The sequence below is a fragment of the Actinomadura madurae genome (assembly GCF_047130825.1).
GTDB classification, from domain to species: Bacteria; Actinomycetota; Actinomycetes; order Streptosporangiales; family Streptosporangiaceae; genus Spirillospora; species Spirillospora madurae.
In genome coordinates this window covers 589,131-607,416 of the sequence record NZ_CP083237.1, presented here as the reverse complement: position 1 = coordinate 607,416, position 18,286 = coordinate 589,131, and the positions used below count along the sequence as shown (strand labels likewise).

The 18,286-nt window shown below is 73.7% G+C and carries 18 protein-coding genes; 3 read left to right on the top strand and 15 right to left on the bottom strand.

What is annotated here, in order from left to right; translation table 11 throughout:
* Window positions 1-138 precede the first annotated feature (138 nt).
* The 8 genes from pheT to infC form a co-directional block, all read right to left on the bottom strand.
* A complete protein-coding gene (gene pheT / locus K8Z49_RS02820; RefSeq protein WP_412517545.1) occupies window positions 139-2,625 on the bottom strand; it encodes a phenylalanine--tRNA ligase subunit beta in 2,487 nt (828 codons plus the stop codon).
* Window positions 2,625-3,734 (bottom strand): phenylalanine--tRNA ligase subunit alpha, encoded by a 1,110-nt coding sequence (gene pheS / locus K8Z49_RS02815; RefSeq protein WP_024936531.1) that lies wholly within the window; start codon window positions 3,732-3,734, stop codon window positions 2,625-2,627. Before pheS ends, pheT begins: the two co-directional genes overlap by 1 nt.
* A 138-nt stretch (window positions 3,735-3,872) precedes the next feature.
* Complete coding sequence (locus K8Z49_RS02810; protein WP_412517544.1) at window positions 3,873-4,961, bottom strand: ATP-binding protein; 1,089 nt, start codon at window positions 4,959-4,961, stop codon at window positions 3,873-3,875.
* A gap of 188 nt (window positions 4,962-5,149) precedes the next feature.
* On the bottom strand, window positions 5,150-5,635 hold the full coding sequence (locus K8Z49_RS02805; RefSeq protein WP_021597476.1) for an STAS domain-containing protein: 486 nt from the start codon (window positions 5,633-5,635) through the stop codon (window positions 5,150-5,152).
* 305 nt (window positions 5,636-5,940) lie between these two features.
* Window positions 5,941-6,756, bottom strand: coding sequence for a TrmH family RNA methyltransferase (locus K8Z49_RS02800; RefSeq protein ID WP_021597477.1), 816 nt, complete (start codon window positions 6,754-6,756; stop codon window positions 5,941-5,943).
* 34 nt (window positions 6,757-6,790) lie between these two features.
* Window positions 6,791-7,168 carry a 50S ribosomal protein L20 gene (rplT, locus tag K8Z49_RS02795; protein ID WP_021597478.1) on the bottom strand — a complete coding sequence of 126 codons (378 nt, stop codon included), beginning with the start codon at window positions 7,166-7,168 and terminating at the stop codon, window positions 6,791-6,793.
* 70 nt (window positions 7,169-7,238) lie between these two features.
* Window positions 7,239-7,433 carry a 50S ribosomal protein L35 gene (gene rpmI / locus K8Z49_RS02790; RefSeq protein WP_021597479.1) on the bottom strand — a complete coding sequence of 65 codons (195 nt, stop codon included), beginning with the start codon at window positions 7,431-7,433 and terminating at the stop codon, window positions 7,239-7,241.
* A gap of 185 nt (window positions 7,434-7,618) precedes the next feature.
* Complete coding sequence (infC, locus tag K8Z49_RS02785; RefSeq protein WP_081842914.1) at window positions 7,619-8,164, bottom strand: translation initiation factor IF-3; 546 nt, start codon at window positions 8,162-8,164, stop codon at window positions 7,619-7,621.
* Window positions 8,165-8,691: 527 nt separating this feature from the next.
* Here infC and K8Z49_RS02780 point away from each other — a divergent pair.
* Entirely contained in the window at window positions 8,692-9,183 is a 492-nt protein-coding gene (locus tag K8Z49_RS02780; protein WP_021597481.1) for an NUDIX domain-containing protein, read from the top strand.
* 80 nt (window positions 9,184-9,263) lie between these two features.
* A complete protein-coding gene (locus tag K8Z49_RS02775; protein ID WP_177287904.1) occupies window positions 9,264-10,130 on the top strand; it encodes a carbohydrate kinase family protein in 867 nt (288 codons plus the stop codon).
* On the opposite strand, the gene K8Z49_RS02770 is transcribed toward K8Z49_RS02775, so the two are convergent.
* On the bottom strand, window positions 10,106-10,810 hold the full coding sequence (locus tag K8Z49_RS02770; protein WP_412517543.1) for an HIT family protein: 705 nt from the start codon (window positions 10,808-10,810) through the stop codon (window positions 10,106-10,108). The genes K8Z49_RS02775 and K8Z49_RS02770 overlap by 25 nt on opposite strands.
* Before the next feature lie 120 nt (window positions 10,811-10,930).
* On the opposite strand from K8Z49_RS02770, the gene K8Z49_RS02765 reads away from it, so the two are divergent.
* Window positions 10,931-12,271, top strand: coding sequence for a prenyltransferase/squalene oxidase repeat-containing protein (locus K8Z49_RS02765; RefSeq protein WP_412517542.1), 1,341 nt, complete (start codon window positions 10,931-10,933; stop codon window positions 12,269-12,271).
* A gap of 42 nt (window positions 12,272-12,313) precedes the next feature.
* Here the strand turns inward: K8Z49_RS02765 and K8Z49_RS02760 are convergent, their stop codons facing one another.
* The 6 genes from K8Z49_RS02760 to K8Z49_RS02735 are packed head-to-tail and all read right to left on the bottom strand — an operon-like array spanning window position 12,314 to window position 18,219.
* Window positions 12,314-13,150, bottom strand: a complete 837-nt coding sequence (locus K8Z49_RS02760) for a shikimate dehydrogenase (RefSeq protein WP_412517541.1) — start codon at window positions 13,148-13,150, stop codon at window positions 12,314-12,316.
* Window positions 13,147-14,307 carry an endolytic transglycosylase MltG gene (gene mltG, locus K8Z49_RS02755; protein WP_024935462.1) on the bottom strand — a complete coding sequence of 387 codons (1,161 nt, stop codon included), beginning with the start codon at window positions 14,305-14,307 and terminating at the stop codon, window positions 13,147-13,149. The genes K8Z49_RS02760 and mltG overlap by 4 nt, the downstream gene beginning before the upstream one ends.
* Complete coding sequence (gene ruvX, locus K8Z49_RS02750; protein ID WP_075024412.1) at window positions 14,304-14,762, bottom strand: Holliday junction resolvase RuvX; 459 nt, start codon at window positions 14,760-14,762, stop codon at window positions 14,304-14,306. Before ruvX ends, mltG begins: the two co-directional genes overlap by 4 nt.
* Window positions 14,763-14,814: 52 nt before the next feature.
* Window positions 14,815-17,484, bottom strand: coding sequence for an alanine--tRNA ligase (gene alaS / locus K8Z49_RS02745; RefSeq protein WP_021599234.1), 2,670 nt, complete (start codon window positions 17,482-17,484; stop codon window positions 14,815-14,817).
* Between the two features lies 1 nt (window position 17,485).
* Entirely contained in the window at window positions 17,486-17,806 is a 321-nt protein-coding gene (locus K8Z49_RS02740) for a hypothetical protein (RefSeq protein WP_021599233.1), read from the bottom strand.
* Window positions 17,803-18,219: a DUF948 domain-containing protein gene (locus K8Z49_RS02735; RefSeq protein WP_024935464.1), complete on the bottom strand. Its 417-nt coding sequence runs from the start codon at window positions 18,217-18,219 to the stop codon at window positions 17,803-17,805. Before K8Z49_RS02735 ends, K8Z49_RS02740 begins: the two co-directional genes overlap by 4 nt.
* Window positions 18,220-18,286: the final 67 nt, after the last annotated feature.

Genomic DNA, 18,286 nt, shown 5'->3' with positions numbered 1-18,286 from the left:
GGATCGTCCGGGGATCGCTGGTACTGGGGTTTGCACCGGCTCGTGTCCGTCGGCCGCCGCGACGGGAGCCTGGACTACGCGGGCTGACAGGCGGCCGTGCCCCGGACCTGCGGGCAGGTCCGGGGCACGATCACATCGTCAGGCGCCGCGGAGGACGGCTCCGGTACGGCCGGACGCCGCGGCCACCGCGGCGTCGCGGGCCGCGGAGGCCTCCTCGGCGGTCAGCGTCCGGTCGGGGGCGCGGAACCGCAGCGAGTAGGCCAGGGACTTGCGGCCCTCGCCCACCTGCTCGCCGGTGTACACGTCGAACAGCCGGATCGCCTCCAGGAGGTCGCCGGCGCCGTCGCGGAGCGACGACTCGACCTCGGCGGCCGGGACCGCGGAGTCGACGACCAGCGCGACGTCCTGCACGGCGACCGGGTAGGACGACACGTGCGGCGCCACGACCTGCGCCGGCTCGCCCAGGCGGCGCAGCTCCAGCTCCATCGCGCACGTCCGGGCGGGCAGCCCGTAGGCCTTCGTGACGCGCGGGTGCAGCTCGCCGGCGTGCCCGACGAGCGTGTCGCCGGCGTAGAGCGCGGCGCAGCGGCCCGGGTGCCAGGGCGCGTGCTGGTCGGCCTTCACCGTCAGCTCGACGCCGACCTCGCGCGCCACCGTGCGGGCCGCCTCGATCGCGTCCGCCCACAGGGCCGGCCGGCCCTCGCCCCACCAGCCCGACGGCTCCCGGTCCCCGGACAGCACGACCGCGACCCGGTGCGGCTGGTCCGGGAGCGCCGCCTCCACGGTCGCGATCTCCTCGGCGGTGGGACCGCGGTCCACCGCGAGGATCGCCGCCCGCTCCGGCGCGTCCGGGCGCGGCCGGAACACCACGCCGAGCTCGAACAGGGCGGTGTCGGCGAAGCCGCGTCCCACGTTGAGCGCCAGCACCTTCAGCAGGCCCGGCAGCAGCGTGGTGCGCAGCAGCGGCTCCTCCTCCGACATCGGGTTCGCGAGCCGCAGCGTCCGCCTGCGCGCGTCGTCCGCCGGGAGCTGGAGGCCGTCGAGGTCCTTCTCGCCGACGAACGGGAAGGCCAGCGCCTCCACGTACCCGGCGCCGGCGAGCGCCCGGCCGACGCGGCGGCGCAGCCGCTGCTGGACGGTCAGGCCCTTGCCCGCCGCCGGGCGCGGTGCGCGGACCGGGATGTCCTCGTAGCCCTCCAGCCGGATGACCTCCTCGGCGAGGTCGTTGGGCGCGGTCAGGTCGGGACGCCAGGACGGCGGCGTCACCGTCAGCACGTCGCCGCCGGTCACCGCGCAGCCGACCTGCTCGAGGCGGCGGACGACCGCGTCCCGCCCGTAGGCCACGCCCGCGACCCGGTCGGGGTGCCCGGCGGGCATCGTCACCGTGACCGGCTCGACCGGCGCCTCGGCGTGCGTGACGCCGGGCACGATCTCCGCGCCGCCGAGCTCGGCGAGCATCCGCACGGCCCGGTAGGACGCGTACAGCGGCAGCTCGCGGTCGACGCCGCGCTCGAACCGGTGGGACGCCTCGCTGTGCAGCCGGTGGCGGCGGCTCATCCGGGCGGTGCCCATGGCGTCGAAGTGCGCGGCCTCGATGACCATGTCGGACGACCGCTCGTCGATCTCGGTGGCCAGCCCGCCCATCGTGCCGGCCATCGAGATCGGCCCCGACTCGTCGGTGATGAGGATGTCGTCGGGGTCGAGGGTCCGCTCGACGTGGTCGAGCGTCTCCAGCTTCTCCCCCGGAGCGGCCCGCCGGACCACGATCGGGCCGGTGAGCTTGCCCCGGTCGAACGCGTGCAGCGGCTGGCCCAGCTCCAGCATCAGGTAGTTGGTGACGTCGACCGCGAGCGACACCGGCCGCATCCCGGCGCGGTGCAGGCGGACCCGCATCCACATGGGGGTCTGCGCGTCCGGGTCGAAACCGCGCACCTCGCGCAGCACGAACCGGTCGCACGCGGACGGGTCGCCGATGCTCGCCGGATACGCCTCCCCACCGTCCTCCGGCCCCCGCGGCAGGTCCACGTCCGCCGGGTCCTTGAACGGCACGCCGTAGGCGGTGGCGGCCTCCCGGGCGATGCCGCGGATCGACAGGGCGTAGCCGCGGTCGGGGGTGACGGCGATGTCCAGGACGTCGTCGCGCAGCCCGAGCAGCTCGATCGCGTCCGTGCCGACCGGGGTGCTCGGCGGCAGCACCAGGATGCCGCTGTGGTCGTCGCCGATGCCGAGCTCGGTCACCGAGCAGATCATGCCCTCGGACACGTGGCCGTAGGTCTTGCGGGCGCCGATCTCGAAGCCGCCCGGCAGCACACCGCCCGGCAGGACGACCACCACGCGGTCGCCGACGGCGAAGTTGGTCGCGCCGCACACGATGTTCTGCGGCTCGCCGGTGCCGTTGGCCTCGCCGACGTCCACCCGGCAGTAGCGGATCGGCTTCTTGAAGCCCGTCAGCTCCTCGATCGCCAGGACCTCGCCGACCACGAGCGGGCCGGCGATGTCGGCGCCGGCCTGCTCGACGGTCTCGACTTCCAGGCCCGCCGCGATCAGCTCGGCGGCCAGCGCGCGGCCCGTGACGCCGGCCGGCAGCTCGGCGTACTCGCGCAGCCAGGAAAGCGGGGCGCGCATCAGATCTCCATCCCGAACGGGAGGGTGAACCGGACGTCGCCCTCCACCATGTCGTACATGTCCTCCACGCCGTGGCGGAACATCAGCGTCCGCTCGACGCCCAGGCCGAACGCCCAGCCGCTGTAGCGGTCCGGGTCGACGCCGCAGGCCACCAGCACCCGCGGGTTCACCATTCCGCAGCCGCCGAGCTCGATCCAGCCCTCCGAGCTGCAGGTGCGGCACGGCTCGGCGCCCGGCTCCGCCGACGCGCCCCGGCACACGAAGCACTGCATGTCGACCTCGGCCGACGGCTCGGTGAACGGGAAGAACGACGGCCGGAACCGCGTCTTCAGGCCCTCGCCGAACATCCCGGCGACGAAGGCGCCGATGCCGCCGCGCAGGTCGGCCATCGTCAGGCCCTCGTCGACCGCCAGCCCCTCCAGCTGGTGGAAGACGGGGGCGTGCGTGGCGTCCAGCTCGTCGGTGCGGAAGGTGCGCCCGGGCGCCACCACGTACACCGGCAGCGGCCTCGACAGCAGCGACCTGATCTGCATCGGCGAGGTGTGCGTGCGCATCACCAGGCCGGAGCCCTCCGACTCGACGAAGAACGTGTCCTGCATCGTGCGGGCCGGGTGGTCGGGCAGGAAGTTGAGCGCGTCGAAGTTGTACCACTCCGCCTCGACCTCGGGACCCTCGGAGACCTCGAAGCCCATCGCGACGAAGACGTCGGCCATCCGCTCCTGCATCGTGGTCAGCGGATGCCGGGCGCCGCGCGGGGCGCGGTCCCACGGCAGGGTGACGTCTACGGTCTCCTCGACGAGGACGCGGCGGTCGCGCTCCTCCTCCAGCTCGGCCTGGCGCTCCTTGAGCGCCGCGGACACCGCCCCGCGGGCGGCGCCGATGCGCTTGCCCGCGTCGGCGCGGGCCGCGGGCGGCAGCGCGCCGATCTCGCGGTTGGCGAGGGCCAGCGGGGAACGGTCGCCGGCGTGCGCCAGGCGGACCTGCTTCAGCGCGTCGAGGTCGGGCGCCGCGGCGATGGCCGCGAGCGCCTCGTCACGGGCCCGCTCCAGCTCTTCGGGCTGCAGCGCGGACACCTCGACGGGGTCATAGGACTTGTTGGGTGCAGACATGGTGGTGTGATCGACTCCGGTCGGCGTGGGACGCCCGCAGTCTAGTCCGCGGGCGATGAAGATCCGGAAAGCGTGCGCGTGACGCGCTGGCCCGGTCGGGGATCCGCCGGCCGGTGTGCTCCGGCGCGTGCGCCGGGCTCAGCCGGCGTAGTCGGGGGCCCCCGCGGGCACGGTAAATCGGAACTCGGCGCCGCCGCCGGGCGCCCGCCGCACCGAGATCACGCCGCCGTGCGCCTCGACGAGGCCCTTGACGATGTAGAGCCCGAGGCCGGTGCCGCCGCGGCGGTTGCCGCCGGGGCCTCGCCAGAACTGCCGGAAGACGCGCTGGGCGGCCTCGGGCGGGATGCCCTCGCCCTCGTCGCGCACCGACACGGCGGCTCCCTCCTTGTGCGCGTCCGGCTCCACCACAATGGTGACAGTACCCGCTCCGTGCCGCACGGCGTTTTCCACGAGGTTGCCGATGATCTGGTCCATCTTGTCCGGGTCGAGCCACATCTCGGGCAGCTCGCCGCGCGACTCGAACCGGAAGCGGTCCTCCGGCTCGCCGGCCGCGACCCGGCCCGCGATCACCTTGCGGACCTCCTCGGGCAGGTCGACGACCTGGCGGTGCATCTCCAGCCGGCCCGCCTCGATGCGGGACACGTCCAGCAGCTCGGTGATCAGCCGGGTGACCCGGTCGGCGTCGGCGTTGACGGTCTCCAGCATCACCCGCTTCTGGTCGTCGTTGAAGCGGTGCCATTTGGCCAGCAGCGTCGCGGTGAACCCCTTGACGCTCGTCAGCGGGGAGCGCAGCTCGTGGGCGACGGTGGAGACGAGGTCGGCGCGGTCGCGTTCCTGGCGGGCGCGGTGCAGGGCGTCGCGCAGGCACACCGTGAACCGTTCCACACGGCCGTCCCGGTCGCGCCGGTACGCGGCCGTGACCAGCACCTCCGCGCCGCCGGCCAGGAACAGCGAGCGCTCGGGGTGGCGCGTCCGGGTGCACAGGCCGTCGTAGGGGGCCAGGTACTTCCACCAGTCGCGGCCCTCGGCGTCGTGCAGCGGCAGGACGTCGCGGAAGTCGCGGCCCAGGGCGGACGCCGCCGGGACGCCGGTGATGCGCACCGCGGCGGCGTTGAACACCGTCACGCGGGCGTCCCGGCCGGCGACCATCAGCCCATCGGGCAGGTCGTCCGCCGCACCCCACTCGGGCCCCGGCCCGGACCCCTGCTCGGGTACGCGCGCGGCCACGAGAGGGGGTTCCTCTCCGCCCACAGCGGCCTCCACAACACCGATGAGAACGCGGCCTGTCGAAAAGAGACTCTAGCCGGAGTCGGTCACCTTGCGGGACCCGGAAACCGCCCCGCGGCAAGGGTTCTGTGGCCCTCGGGCGGGGTGCCGCCCACTCCGGAGGGCGGTCTCACCTGGGCGTCCGCGGCCTACCGCGAGGTGGTCGGGGAATCCTCGGCGGCGAGCGCCGTCTCGATGTCGCGGTGGATCGCGAACAGCCGGTGCAGCCCGGTGATGCGCAGCAGCCGCAGCTGCGCGGGCCGGACCCCGGCGAGGACGATCTCACCGCCGCCCGCCGCGATCTGGTTGTGCGCGGCGACCAGCGCGCCGAGCCCGGCCGCGTCGCAGAAGGGGACGGCGGCGAAGTCGGCCACCAGCCGGCGCCGGCCCGTCCCCCGCATGTCGCCGTGCACCTGGACGAGCCCGTCGCGCAGCGGACCGGCCGTGCGCAGGTCGATCTCTCCCGCGACCGCGACGACGACCGTGTCGCCGCGAACCTGGGCGATCTCGATCCGCAGCCCGCCGGTCGGGGCGGGCGCGCCCGGGACGGCGGGCGCCCGGACCGCGCCGAGCCGGCATCGCACCTCCGGTGCCCGCCGGCCCGCCCTCCGGGCCCGCCCGGTCTCCTCGATCATCACGCCCCCAACTCCGTGCGGCATCGTCGCCGCGCTGGTCAACCCACTGATCAACACGGTAGGCACGGGACAGGGACGGCGTGATCCCTCGCCGGTCCCGGATTCCCCTCCTACCCGCGGACGAGTCCCCCGCGGCGGCGGGCCCCCACCCTCCGTCCGCGTGCAGCCCCATCCTCCCAGCTCACCGGCCGGGAAACGGCGCCCTTGGCGACCGCTTGCGGCCATTCGATCACGGAATGCATCGAACCTCCGCGACCGTTCGCCCGTGCGGCGCCCGCGTCTCCTGCGCGCCGCGCCCGCCTTCCCTACGCGCTGCGCTGGGCGCGGGCCGACGCGTAGAGGCATACGGCCGCGGCCGTCGCCAGGTTCAGGCTCTCGGCGCGCCCGTGGATCGGCACGCGGACGGCCTCGTCCACGTGCCGCAGGATCTCGTCCGGGAGCCCCCACGCCTCGTTGCCGAACACCCAGGCGGTGGGGCGGGCGAGCAGGCCGTCGTCGATCGCCTCGTCCAGGGTGCGGCCGCCCGCCCCGTCGGCGGCGAGGACGGTGAGGCCCGCGCTCCTCAGCTCGGGGATCAGCGCGTCGAACCGCGGGCCGACGACGACCGGCAGGTGGAACAGGCTGCCCGCCGAGGCGCGGACGCACTTGCCGTTGTAGGGGTCGACGGACGCGTCGGTGAACACGACCGTCTCCGAGCCCGCCGCGTCGGCGGTGCGCAGCACCGTCCCGGCGTTGCCCGGGTCGCGGACGTGCGCGAGCACGGTCACCAGCCGGGGCGCGGCCTCCAGCGCCTTCTCCAGCGGGACGTCCACGAACTCGCAGACCGCCAGCAGCCCCTGCGGGGTGACCGTCTGGGCCAGCTCCGCCATGACCTCGCCGCTGACGCGCAGCACCGGCGCGCCGGCCCGCTCGGCGGCGAGCACCAGCTCGGGGTGGCGGGCCTCCGCCTCGGCCGTGGTGAACAGCTCGGCGAGCCCGCCGGGGATCTCCAGCGCCTCCCGCACCGCCTGCGGCCCCTCGGCGAGGAACCGGTTCTCGCGGCGCCGGAAGGCGCGCTTGGCGAGCCGGCGAGCGGCCTTCACCCGCGGTGATCGGAGGGAGGTCAGCTCGCGGCCCGCCATGTCGCTCTGTTCGCCCGATGTCCGGCCACCCGGATCAGGCGGCCTCCGAGCCCTCGGCCGGAAGCGCGTCCTTGGCGACCTTGACCAGGGCGGCGAACGCCGGGGCGTCGTTGACGGCCAGCTCGGCGAGCATGCGCCGGTCGACCTCGACCTCGGCGGCCTTCAGGCCCTGGATGAACCGGTTGTAGGTGATGCCGTTGGCGCGGGCCGCGGCGTTGATCCGCTGGATCCACAGCCGGCGGAACTGGCCCTTGCGGTCCTTGCGGTCCCGGAACGCGTAGGTCATCGAGTGGAGCTGCTGCTCCTTGGCCTTGCGGTACAGGCGCGAACGCTGACCGCGGTAGCCGCTCGACCGCTCCAGGACGACCCGACGCTTCTTGGCGGCGTTGACCGCCCGCTTCACGCGTGCCACGTGCTGAACTCCTTCGTGGGGGCCGGGGCCGCACGGGCCTCGGCCGGTCGCTGATGTGCCTGGTCGAGTGCTACTTGCGCAGCAGCTTCTTGATGTTCTTGGCGTCGGCGTCGGCCACCACGGCCGGTCCGTCGAGGCGCCGGGTCCGCTTCGAGGGCTTGTGCTCGAGCAGGTGGTTGCGGTTGGCGCGGCGGCGCATCACCTTGCCGGAGCCGGTCAGCTTGAAGCGCTTCTTGGCACCGCTGTGGGTCTTGGTCTTCGGCATGGTCGCCGTCGTCTCCCTCTTTCCCGGCCTCCGTGCGGACCAGCACGGAGGCATACCTGATCGGCACATCACACGTGGTACGCGGACGCGCCGGGTCAGGCTTCAATGTACGTGCGCCGCGACCCCGCCGATCCGCGAGGTCGCGGTGTCGGGGCCGCCGCGGGGGCGGATCCCCGGACGGAACGTCAGGCGGTCTCGGTCTCCTGCCCGCGTGCCGTCTTCTTCTTGTGCGGACCGATCACCATGATCATATTCCGGCCGTCCTGCTTGGGCCGCGACTCGACGAAGCCGAGTTCCTCGACGTCGTCGGCGAGCCGCTGCAGCAGCCGGTACCCGAGTTCGGGACGGGACTGCTCACGACCACGGAACATGATCGTGACCTTCACCTTGTCCCCGGCCTTGAGGAACCGCACCACGTGACCCTTCTTGGTCTCGTAGTCGTGCGGGTCGATCTTCGGGCGGAGCTTGATCTCCTTGATGACCGTGTGCGCCTGGTTCTTCCGCGCCTCACGCGCCTTCATCGCGGACTCGTACTTGAACTTGCCGTAGTCCATGAGCCTCGCGACGGGCGGACGCGCGGTGGGCGCCACCTCGACGAGGTCGAGATCCGACTCACGCGCGATTTCAAGGGCCTTGGCGATGGGCACGATGCCCACCTGTTCGCCGTTCGGGCCGACGAGCCGGACCTCGGGCACGCGAATGCGGTCGTTGATACGCGGTTCGGCGCTGATGGGACCTCCTTGGGGCCGTTCTCAAGTTCGTTGGACCGGTCGTACCCCAAGGCTTCCACGAGAAAAGCCCCGCACGACTCGCGCACGGGGCCACCTTCGGTCTCCCAGGACGGCCGGACCATCCGGGGACGACGGCGGGGCGGGCACCGAGCGCCCGCTCGCCGGACCGAGAACCCACCGGCTTCGAGCCGGTCAGGTGGGAGGCGGCCTCCGCTTGCGCGCCCGGCACGCGCCACCATCTGATCGCGCGCACAGGGCCGGTCGGCCACCAAGACTACCACCTGGCGGGACCTGATGCGCCATAGCGAATCACCCGTGCGGGGGCGGTGCGCCGCACAGGGAGCATGCGTGGGATACGCCGCTTCTCGTAACGGCCCGGAACGCCCGGTGATTCCCGAACCCGGCGGCGGGGCGCGCCGGGTGACGGTGTTCTGGCGCGGCCGGCCTCTCGGCGTCCCGGGCGCCGGCTTGTTACGGTGGAGCGGAGACGGCCCGGTGGGGCCGGCACCAGGGAGGTAGTCCCCGCGATGCCCTCGGTCGAGGCCGGCGCCGCCGGCCCCCTCACCGCCTTGTCACCGATCGCGCTGCAGTTCGCCCAGAAGGCCTTCATCGTGTCCGGCCGGCGGCTGCTGATGGTCCGCAAGTCGGCGGCCGACCCGTTCCATCCCGGCCGCTGGGAGGTGCCCGGCGGGCGGCTGGAGGCCGAGGCCGACCTCGACCTCGACGACCACGTCCGCCGCGAGGTGTGGGAGGAGGTCGGCCTCAAGATCGATCCGGGGCCGCCGTTCCACCTGTGGCAGTGGTTCATGCCGGGCACCGGTCCGGGCGGCGGGCAGATCCGGGTGGTGGCCGTCGCGCGGCGCTGCCGGCCGGTCACGCTGGACGCCACGCTGGAGAACCAGGACGGCGGAGACCACCTGGACGGGTGCGCCTGGGTGCCGCTGGACGAGGTCGGCGGCTACGACCTCATCCCGAGCCTGCGCCCGGTCATGCGGGCCTTCCTGAGCCCGGCGGGCTGACCCGGCCCATGCTCCCGTCCCGGTCGCCCGCCGAGTGGCCGGGTCTCGGCGGGGCCGCGGAACGGCGCTTCCGTCTCTTCGTGATCGGCGACGCCGGGATCGAGGTACGCGCGTCACTCCCGGACGTCCGGTTCGCCGATTTGCGCGCCGACCGGCTCTGCTACGCCCCGGCCCGGGCCATGGTCGCCGGGACGGCGGTGAACCTGGCCCGGTGCGCGACGGAGTACTTCCGCGAGGTGGGGGTGCTGGCGAAGGTCGGCGACGACGGCTACACGGCGGTGATCCGCGAGGAGCTGCGCCGGCTCGGCGCGGACGACCACCTGCGCGTCGAGCGCGGCGTCCCGAACGGGGTGTCGGTGATGCTGCGGGACCGCCCCCGCGGCGGCGGGGCCGGTGTGCGGCTGCTGGTCGTCCAGGACGAGCCGCCGGGGCGGCGCCTCGCTCCCGCCGACGTGCGCGCGGCCGCGGCCGGGATCGAGGGCGCCGACGTGCTGGCGCTGGACGGGTACGCGCTGCTGTCCCCGGTCTCCCGGGAGGCGCTGCACGAGGCGGTGCGCGTGGCCCGCGCGGCGGGCACGCGGGTCGTGTTCGATCTCGTGCCGCACGACGTCGACGGGCGGCTCCCCGCGTCCGTCGTGCAGCCGATGCTGGAGTCGGCGGACCTCGTCATCTCGGAGGCGCACACGCTCGCGCGGCTGCTGGGGTGTCCGGCGCCGTCCGGCGGACGAGAACTCAGGGCGCTGCTGCCGGTGGTCGACGAGGCCGTGCGGGGCCGTCCGCTGTGGCTGCTGCGGTTCGGCCCGTCGTCCTTGGAACGCGTGCTCGCCCACCGGCGGGGACAGTCGCCGATGGAGTACCCGACCGGCTACACCAGCGGTGTGGAGCGCGCGGGGTTCGGTGACCGGATGGCGGCGTGCGAGCTCTACTGGTGGCTTTCGGGCGGCTGACCCCCGTCCGGCAGGGCGGCCGTCGCGCCGCGCATCGCCGCGAGAGTCCGCAGGAAACGGCGCCTGCTGTCGGGCAGACCGAACGTCTCCTGCCAGCGCCACGCCGTCCGCTCGCCGGGAGCCGTCACGGCCCAGCGCAGGAACTGGCTTCGCACACCGTCGCCCGGATGGACGGTCGCGATCTCGTTCTCCTCGACCAGCAGGTAGGACCGGCCGGTGCGGAAGCAGGCCCGCAGGGTCGCGTGATCGACCGGCGTTCCGGGACGCCCCTCCCGCTCCACCACCGCCCGCACGCCCGGTGTCCCGGGCATGAGGTGCCAGTGCGCGTGGTCGATGCAGGCGCCGCCGCCCTGCGAGGTCGCCGGGCCGTGCTCGAACAGGAGCAGCTCGCCGCTGCCGTACGCCTCGCGGTAAAGGCGGGCGACGCGGTCCCGCCACCGCAGTGCGCGTCCCCACATCTCGGGGCCGAAGTCGCCCGCGCACTGGTGGTGGTCCCGGGTCACCAGGAGCACGTGCCCGTCTGCCAGCGGCGCCACGTCCGGGATCAGGAGGAAGTCGCGGTCGGCCGCGATGACGCCCGTCTCGCCGGGCAGCCCGGCCATCGCGTTGAACCGGAACCGCAGCGGCGGGCACAGGACGCACTCGTGACCGGCCTCCTCCCCCACCGCCGGCTCGGCCACGCCTCCTCCAGCTCACGGACCCGCTGACCTCGTCCTCCAGCGTTCCCGGCGCCCCGCGGCGAAGAACCCGCGGGGTACAAAGCGTGGCCCCGCGGGAACACCTTCAACGAAGGCACCATCGTGAACCAGACACCTCCGCTCCCCGCACCGGCGCGCGGCGCCGACGCCCCCGTCATCGACATGGCCGTGCTCGCGACCAGGCTGAACGAGTCGCTCGACGTCCTGCGCGACACCTACGCGCCCGCGCTCGGCACCGGCGGGGGCTGGTACCACGAGCTGGCCCGGCCGGAACCCGGCACCACCGCGACCGCGCTCGGCCTGCTGGCGTTCGTGGAGACGGGGCGCACGTTCGAGTACTTCGACGAGGGGCTGGCGTTCCTCGCCGACCGGCAGACCACCTCCGCCGATCCGCTGCGGGACGGCGGCTGGGCCACCAAGACGAGCCTCGGCATCCCGGTGGTCGAGGCGACCGGCTGGATCGCGCGGTTCCTGGCCCGCGCCCGCTGCGACCTGCGCGACGACGCCCCCGACCTCAAGCGCGCCTACCACTGGCTGCGGCACAACCAGAACCCGGACGGCGGATGGGGCTCGCTGCGCGGCTGCCCGTCCCGCGTGTGGCTGACCTGCCTGGCGCTGCGCGCGCTCAGCCAGCTCAACCCCTACGACCCCGCGGTGGACCGGGGCGTGGAGTGGCTGACGGCCGACCGGACCGCGCACCGCCCCGCGTGGGGGCCGACGCAGGCGTCCCGTCCCACCGTCACGCACACGGCGTTCGCGCTGGTGACGCTCGCCGAGGCGCGCCCCGGGCTGCGCACCGAGCGGCTGCTGGACGCCTACGACTGGCTGCTCGGCCACCTCGATCCGGACGACGACCACACGTGGATCGAGACCTACGACGTCTCGCCGCACGGGACCGGGTCCGAGCCTGTGTGGCGGCTCGCCCTGTGGCACTACGGGCTGCCGATCGCGCTCACCGCGCTGCTGCGCGACGCGCGGGGCCCGCACGGCCCGGTCGTCGCCCGCGCCTTCCGGACGCTCGTGCGCGGAGAGATCGCCGACCCGCGCTGGAACGGCTACCCCGGCAGCGGGCGGACGTCGCTGTGGACGCTGTGGTGGCGCCTGGAGACCCTGATCGCGCTGTCCCGGCTCCCGCTCGCCGGGAACGCCGACGTCCTGCACTGGCTGCCGGACGCGACGGTCGTGCAGCGCTCCCACGCGAGGGAGCGCGCGCTGGCCGACCTCCTGCCGCGGCGGCGGCTCATCGACCCGGTCGGGCTCGTCCGGCGGCACTGGGCGGCGTGCCTGCTGAGCCTGGTGTGCGCGGGCAGCCTGCTGGGCGTCGGCGCGGGCCTTTGGGGATGGAAGGACTTCTGGCTGAGCGTGATCCTGCCCATCATCCTCACCAGCATCGACGAGTCGGTGAAGCGGCGCCGCACCCAGCGGGCCCCGCCCCCGCCCTGACCGGCGCCCCGCCTCGGGCCTGAGCTCCGGCCCGGCCGGAGCTCAGGACCGGCGGGCCAGCTCGGCCTCGCCCGCGGCGCGCATCGCGGCGACCGGCACGTCGTCGCGGCCGGTCATCAGCTCCACCTGCCGGACGGCCTGGTGCAGCAGCATCGCGAAACCGCCGACCACGGTCCCGCCGGCCCGCTCCACCGCCGCCGCGAGCGCCGTGGGCCACGGCGCGTACACCACGTCGAACAGGGCGGCGGCGGACGCGGCCACCGGCTCGGCGAACGCGTCGGCGGCGCGTCCGGGAAGCGTCGACACCACCAGCTCCGCCGGGAGGTGCGCGGGCACCCGGTCGAGCGGCACGACCCGGACCGCCAGCCCGGACCGCTCCCCCGCCTCGGCGGCGCCGGCGGCGCGCTCCGGCGTCCGCGCCGCGAGCACCGCCTCGCGCGTCCCGAGCCCGGCGAGCGCCGCGAGCGCGGACGCCGCGGTGGCGCCGCCGCCCAGCACCAGCGCCGACGAGGGCGCCTTCACGCCCGCCTCGGCCAGCGCCGCCTCGATCCCGTACACGTCGGTGTTGTCGCCGTGCCGGCGCCCGTCCCGCAGGACGATGGTGTTCGCGCCGCCGACGTTCACCGCCAGGTCCGTCACCGTGTCCACCAGGCTCAGCGCGACGCGTTTGAGCGGCATCGTCAGCGACAGGCCGGCCCATTCCGGGCCGAGCCCGTCCAGCAGCGCGGCCAGACCGTCCTCGCCGCATTCGAAGGCGTCGTAGGACCACGCGTCCAGCCCCATCGCCGCGTACGCCGCCCGGTGCAGCACCGGCGACAGCGAATGCGCGATCGGTGATCCGAGGACCGCCGCGCGGCGGCGGGCCGTCTCCTCCGTCACTGGCCCGGGTGCGCTCTCTGCCAGGCCCGGAACTCCTTCTCGATCGCCTGCCGCTCCGGCTCCGTCGTGGCGAACTTGGTGATCTTGTTCGTCGGGTCGGTGGCGATGAAGTACAGCCACGTCCCGTCCTTCGGCGCGAGCGCCGCCTCGATCGCGTCCGGCCCGGGGTTGGCGATCGGGCCGGGAGGGAGCCCCTTGTTCGTGTAGGTGTTGTAGGGCGAGTCGACTTTGAGGTCCTCGTTGGTCACGGTGAGGGTGCGCTTGTTGAGCGCGTACAGGACCGTGGTGTCGAACTGCAGCGGCATGCCCCTCGCCACCCGGTTGTAGATCACCCGGGAGATCTTGGGCAGGTCGCTCGGCTTGCCGCCCTCCGCCTGGATCAGGCTGGCGAGCGTGATGACGGTCGCGGGGCTCATCTTCGCCTCGCGCGCCTTGCCGACGAGGTCGACGCTCGACGCCTCCTGGTTGAACCGCCCCACCATCTGCTTGAGGATCTGCGCGGCCGTGCCGTTCGGGTCCAGGTCGTAGCGGCCCGGGTACAGGTACCCCTCCACCTTGCCCTTCGCGTACGCGGGCAGCCCGAGCCCCTGCGGCTTCTTCGCGGCGGCCTGGAACTCCTTGACGGAGATGCCGGTCTTCTTCGCCAGCAGCTCGAAGACCTCTATGGCGCGCCGGCCCTCGGGGATCGTGATCTGGTTCCCGGCCCGCGACTTCGGATCGAGGAGCAGCGCCATCGCGGCGGACGACGACATCCTCAGCCGCATCTGGTAGAAGCCCGGCTGGATGCTGGAGGCCTTCGTCTCCTTGTTGTACGCCTTCACGAACGCGCGGGAGCTCTTCACCACGCGGTGCTCCTCCAGCGTCGCGCCGATCACCGAGCCGCTCGCGCCGTCCTTGATCTGGACGGTGACGTTCCCGGCGCCCTGGCCGTCGTAGTCCGGCGGATGCCACTTGTTGTCGAGCCAGGCGTAGCCGAGGACGCCGCCGGTGCCGAAGACCGCCACCAGGAACGCCATGGCGAACAGGGCGGCGGCCCGGCCGTTGCGCCGGCGCCGCTTCTGCTTCTTGCGGACGCGCCGCTGCTCCCGCCTGCCGGGCCGTTCGCCGGGCGGCGGCCCGTCGCCGTACGGATCCGAGAACAGGTCCAAATCGTTCATGAGCTCCCCCGGACGATCTCTCCTGGGGGGCGTCCCGTCAACCGCTCCGCGTCGAGCGCGGCCTGCAGCAGGACCGCCGCGGCGGCCTGGTCGACGACCTTGCGCCGGGCCTGGCCGTGCACTCCGCCGGCGCGCAGCCCGCTTTCGGCGGTCACCGTGGTGAGCCGCTCGTCGTGCAGCCGGACCGCCTCCGGGGGGAGCCGGTCGGCGAGCCGGGCGGCGAACCGGCGCGCGGCCTGCGCCGCCGGTCCCTCCCGTCCCGACAGCGACGTGGGGAGGCCGACGACGACCTCGATCGCCTCGTGCTCGGCGACGAGCTCCACCAACCGGTCGATGTCGCCCTTGCCGCTCTTCACGGTCTCCAGCGGGGAGGCGAGGATGCCCCCCGGATCGCAGCGGGCGACCCCCACCCGCACGCTCCCGACATCGACGCCCAGCCGCACGCCCTGCCTCACGACCCCGCCCCCGTCCGGCGCGGCCGCGCACCCATGCCCCGTCGTGCCGGCCTCACGCGGCCCCTACGGCTCGTTCGACGGCGGCGAGGGCGTCCTCGACGGCGCCCGGGTCGGCGCCGCCTCCCTGCGCCAGGTCGTCCTTGCCGCCGCCGCCTCCGCCGAGGGCCTTGGCCGCGAGGCCGACGAGCGCGCCCGCCTTGAGGCCGCGGTCGCGGGCTCCCTCGGTGACGGCGACGACCACGACGGGACGATCCTTCGGCACGCCGGCGACCATCACGACCGCGGGCCTGGCCATGAGCCGCCCGCGGACGTCGACGGCGAGCCTGCGCAGGTCGTCGGCGCCGGTGCCGTCCGGGGCGCGGTGGCTCGCGAACGCGATGCCGTTCACGTCCTTCGCGGCGTCGGCCAGGGACCCGGCGATCGCGAGGACCTGCTGGGCGCGGAGCTTGTCCAGCTCCTTCTCCGCGTCGCGGAGCCGCCCGACGACCCCGGAGATGCGCTCGGGCAGCTCCTCCTTGCGCGCCTTCATCTGCTCGGCGAGCTGCGCGACGAGCACGCTCTCGCGGGCCAGGAACCGGAACGCGTCGATGCCGACGAGCGCCTCCACGCGGCGGACCCCGGCGCCGATGGACGACTCGCCCAGCACCTTGATCAGGCCGAGCTGCCCGGACCGGGCGACATGGGTGCCGCCGCACAGCTCGCGGGAGTAGTCGCCGACCTCGACCACGCGGACCTCGTCGCCGTACTTCTCGCCGAACAGCGCGAGCGCGCCCATCGCGCGGGCCTCGTCGATCGAGGTGTGGAAGGCGCGGACGTCCAGGTCGCCGATCAGCACCTCGTTGACCTCGTCCTCGACGTCCCGGAGCACGCTCTGCGGGACGGCGCCGGACGCGGTGAAGTCGAACCGGAACCGGCCCGGGGAGTTCTCCGAGCCGGCCTGCGCGGCGGACTCGCCGAGCGCCCGGCGGAACCCGGCGTGCACCAGGTGGGTCGCGGTGTGCGAGCGGGAGATCGCGCGGCGCCGCTCGACGTCGACCTCGGCGTAGGCGGTGTCGCCGGCCTGCGCCTCGCCGCTGCGGACGCGCCCGCGGTGCACGATGAGCCCGGCGAGCGGCGCCTGCACGTCCGTCACCTCGATGACGGCGCCGTTGCCGAGCCTGATCAGGCCGTGGTCGGCGAGCTGGCCGCCGCCCTCGGCGTAGAACGGGGTGCGGTCGAGGACGACCTCGACCTCGGTGCCCTCCCCGGCCGCGGGCGCGTTGGCGCCGTTGACCAGCAGCCCGACGAGGCGGGCGTCGCCGGCGAGGCTGCCGTAGCCGGTGAAGTCGACGCTGCCGCCGGCGCCGGTGAGCAGCTCGTCCAGGACGGACACGTCGAGGTTGCCGGTCTTCTTGTCGCGGGCGTCCTTCTTGGCGCGGTCCCGCTGCTCCTTCATGAGCCGGCGGAAGCCCTCCTCGTCCACCTGGAGGCCCTGCTCGGACGCCATCTCCAGGGTGAGGTCGATCGGGAAGCCGTAGGTGTCGTGCAGCTTGAACGCCTGCTCGCCGGCCAGGGTCGCGCCGCCGCTCCGCCTGGTCTCCTCCACCGCGGTGTCGAAGATCGCGGTGCCGGTCCGGAGCGTCTGGAGGAAGGAGTCCTCCTCGGCGTCGATGACGGTGTGGATGTTCGCGGCGGTGCGCACCAGCTCCGGGTACTGCTCGCCCATCGCCTGGACCGCGACCGCGGTGAGCTCGTGCATGAGCCCGGCGTCCTGGCCGCCGAGCAGGCGCAGGTTGCGGATGGAGCGGCGCAGGATGCGGCGTAGCACGTAGCCGCGGCCCTCGTTGCCGGGACGGATGCCGTCCGCGACCATCATCGTCCCGCTGCGGACGTGGTCGGCGACGACGCGCAGCGACACGTCCGCGCGGTGGTCGCGGCCGTAGGAGGTTCCGGTCAGGTCCGCGGCGCGGTCGAGGACGCGCCACAGGGTGTCGGTCTCGTAGATGTTGTCGACGCCCTGCAGGATCGCCGCCATGCGCTCCAGGCCCATGCCGGTGTCGATGTTCTTGGCGGGCAGGTCGCCGAGGATCGGGAAGTCGGTCTTGCTCTCCCCCGGGCCCCGCTCGTACTGCATGAAGACGAGGTTCCAGACCTCCAGGTAGCGGTCCTCGTCGGCGACCGGGCCGCCCTCGCGGCCGTACTCGGGGCCGCGGTCGTAGTAGATCTCCGAGCAGGGCCCGCACGGCCCGGGGACGCCCATCGACCAGAAGTTGTCCTCCATGCCGCGCCGCTGGATGCGGTCGAGGGGGACGCCGACCTTGTCGTGCCAGATGTCCTGGGCCTCGTCGTCGTCGGTGAAGACGGTGACCCACAGCTTGTCCTCGGGGAACCCGAAGCCGCCGTCCTGCCGGGGGCGGGTCAGCAGCTCCCAGGCGAACGGGATCGCCTGCTCCTTGAAGTAGTCGCCGATGGAGAAGTTGCCCAGCATCTGGAAGAACGTGGCGTGCCGGGTGGTCTTGCCGACCTCCTCGATGTCCGGCGTCCGCACGCACTTCTGCGCGCTGGTCATCCGCGGGGACGGCGGGGTGCGCTGGCCGAGGAAGTACGGCTTGAACGGGACCATGCCGGCGTTGACCAGCAGCAGGGTCGGGTCCTCGGCGACCAGGCTCGCCGAGGGCACCACCGTGTGCCCGCGCTCCTCGAAGAATCCGAGGAAGCGGCGTGCGACCTCTGCCGACTCCATATCAGTGGCCATCCTTGTCGTTTTCGATGATCGTGTATCGCGCCTTGAGCACCCGGCGGGGCCGGGGACCCTCGGCGTCCGGCGGTTCCTGGTCCATGCGGACGGCCTCGCGCAGCTCCTCTTCACGGGCACGCATCTCGGTACGGACGTCCGCGGCGAAATGCCTCAACCGCTCGCCGGCGCCCTGCCCGGTCGACACGGCCCGCGCCGCGACGCCCTCCGGGGACCAGGTGCGCGCGAACCGCTCGACGCGCCGCTTGACGCGGTGCGAGACGTAGACGCCGGCGCCCGCTCCGACCGAGAGCCAGAACAGCCGCTTCATCTGCGTCCCCTACCCGAGGACCGGGCCCGCAGCTCCGGTTTGCCGGAGTGGGTCCGGCCGTCGCCGTCGCGGCTGCCGAGGGCCTTGCGGACTCCGTAGGAGAACGCGGCGGCCTTCACCAGCGGCCCGCCGACCACCGAGGTCATCACGGTGGTGACGGCCGAGACGTTCTGGGTGACGCCGGCGACCTGCTTGGTGATGACGTCGGTGCGGCCGAGCTGCTCGTTCGCGCGCTGCACGGTCCGGGTCATGTCGTCCAGCAGCGGGCCGGCCTGGTCGCCGATGTCGTGGACGACCTTGCTGGCCTCGCCGAGGAGGCGGGAGAGCTTCAGCAGGGTGAGCGCGATGAACGAGACGAGCACCGCCCAGAACACGGCCACGATGAGACCTGCGACCTGTCCACCAGTAAGCATCAGGGCTTTCCGTTCGCGTGAGTCCGGCCCGGGGCCGGGCATGGCTTGACAGACCTTACCGTTACGC